This window comes from Petrotoga halophila DSM 16923 (genome assembly GCF_002924615.1).
Genome location: NZ_JALY01000228.1, coordinates 1 through 2,299, shown reverse-complemented (window position 1 = coordinate 2,299; position 2,299 = coordinate 1). Strand labels below are relative to the sequence as shown.

Genomic DNA, 2,299 nt, shown 5'->3' with positions numbered 1-2,299 from the left:
AGAGGAACAACGATGAAACATATAGTGAAGATGCTAAGGGAGAATGGCGCTAAACAAGTTCATATAGGAATAGCCTCTCCAATGGTTGTTAATACATGCCATTGGGGGGTTGATATTCCTACGAAAGAAGAATTAATCTGCGCAACTAAAACGGTTGAAGAAATTAGAGAAATTCTTAATGCAGACTCTCTTAATTTTATTACTTTGGAGAATTTACTTGCTTCTTTAGGTGAAAAGGGAAAGAATTATTGTTTTCACTGTTTTATAAAAGATTAAAATTTTTAAAATGGGTGGGGAGCGGGATCAAGGGGCAAAATCCCCTTTTATCTTTTTGGGTGGGCTGCGGGGCGAAGGGGCGCTAACTAAGACTAGACAAGGCTTACAAGAAAACCATGCAAACAATTAATTCACTAAATATTTAGTTTTAAAAGGGTCACAGGGCGGAGCCCTCCACCCACCAGGGTCTAAGGGACCGCAGGTCCTTTCCCAAAAAGGGTGGGCAGCTGGGCGAAGGGGAGCAAATTTCATAGAAGACACTATAACCAAAATTGGGAGGCAATTTATGTTTTATAAAAACTCTGGTGTAGATATAGACAAAGCTAACGAATCAATTAAAGAAATCCGATCGTTTATAGGTTCCAATATAGGTGCATATGCGGGGATATTTCCTCTGAAAGATGAAATATCCAATTATAAAAACCCTTGTTTAGTAGCTACTTCTGATGGAATAGGTACAAAGCTTCAATTGTTAAGAAAGTATGAAAGATGGGATATAGCCGCCCAAGATTTAGTGGCAATGAATTTAAACGATTTGGTTTGCGTGGGGGCAAAGCCTTTATTTTTCTTAGACTATTTCTCTACATCAAACTTAAACAAAAATAATTTTGTCTCTTTTATTCGACATTTAAAAAATATTTTAGATGAATATGAGTGTGTTCTTTTAGGCGGAGAAACTGCCGAATTGCCAAGTGTTTTTAAAAACGAGAGTGAAGATATCGCTGGTTTCGCTGTTGGAATAGTTGAAAAAGATCACATATTCGATTATTCAAAGATAGTGTCAGGTGATAAGCTTATTGGTCTTTCTTCATCCGGGATACATTCAAATGGCTATTCTTTGGTTAGAAAATTACTGGATGAAAGAAAAATTCCCTTCACGGAAGAACTTTTAAACCCTACAAGAATATATGTTAAACAAACTTTAACGTTGCTTAATTATATAAAAGGTGCCGCCCATATAACGGGTGGGGGAATAATCGATAACTTGCCCAGAATAATTCCTGATGGTTTTTGCGCAGAGATAAAGGTTAATTGGGAGACTCCTTCTATCTTTGAAAGTATCAAACAATCAGGTGTCTCTGATGAAGAAATGTTCAAAACCTTCAACATGGGTATCGGTATGATATATGTTGCTCCTGAAGATAATCTTTCTGAAGTTACAAAAATATTGGAATCTGTTTTGAGGGAAGATTTTTTCATTATTGGAGAAGTGAAATCGGCAAACGATTCAAACCAAAAAGTTAAGATCCTTTGATGAACAAATTTATTAGGAGCGATATACTGTGAAAAAGATAGTAATTTTAGCCTCAAGTAACGGGACAAATTTTGAAGTTATATGTAAATACTTTTCGAAATCTTCCAAAATTAGTATAATTAAATTGATAACGGATAACAAGAAAGCTCAGGTGGTAGAAAGGGCAAAAAGATTGGGAATAGATTATGAAATAATAGATTATGGCACTTTCAAATCAAAAAAAGAGTACAATGATTATCTTTTTAATCGTTTAAAAGATCTAGATTTTGATCTAATGGTACTAGCAGGATATATGAGAATATTACCAGGCTACATAGTTAGATATTATGCCGATAAAATAATAAACATTCATCCTTCTCTTTTGCCGAAATACCCTGGTTTACGTTCAATAGAAAGGGCGTATAATAATAAAGAAGAATATATAGGAATAACAATTCATTACGTAGAAGAGGAAGTTGATACTGGGAAAATCATATTACAAAAAAAGTTAAAAGTAGACAAAAATTGGGATCTTGAAAAGTTGGAGGAAGAAATTCATAAGTTAGAGCATCAATATTATCCTCAAGTAATTGAGAATCTTTTGAGCAATTCTGATGAATATAGCTAGAGAATGATAGATGGCTGTCAAGTGAAAGGGTAAAGCCTTTTTTTATCCTTATAGACGGACTGAGGGGAAAAGCACTGATTCCTTTTCTTATATGGGTGGGGAACAAGGTGAAAGAGCAAAGTCTTCTACTTTTCCTTATGGGTGGGCTGCGGGGCGAAGGG

General features: G+C 35.1%; 2 protein-coding genes and 1 pseudogene. All 3 read left to right on the top strand.

The features are described 5' to 3' along the window. A pseudogene (locus AA81_RS11280) lies at window positions 1-276 on the top strand (amidophosphoribosyltransferase); the annotation flags it as partial. Between the two features lie 286 nt (window positions 277-562). Continuing rightward, window positions 563-1,531: a phosphoribosylformylglycinamidine cyclo-ligase gene (purM, locus tag AA81_RS11275; RefSeq protein WP_103078275.1), complete on the top strand. Its 969-nt coding sequence runs from the start codon at window positions 563-565 to the stop codon at window positions 1,529-1,531. A gap of 28 nt (window positions 1,532-1,559) precedes the next feature. Further along, window positions 1,560-2,138: a phosphoribosylglycinamide formyltransferase gene (purN, locus tag AA81_RS11270; protein WP_103899062.1), complete on the top strand. Its 579-nt coding sequence runs from the start codon at window positions 1,560-1,562 to the stop codon at window positions 2,136-2,138. Window positions 2,139-2,299: the final 161 nt, after the last annotated feature.

What these genes read in the sequence shown, in the direction of transcription:
- purM (WP_103078275.1), top strand. Translation starts at nt 563, where the DNA reads ATGTTTTATAAAAACTCTGGTGTAGATATAGACAAAGCTAACGAATCA.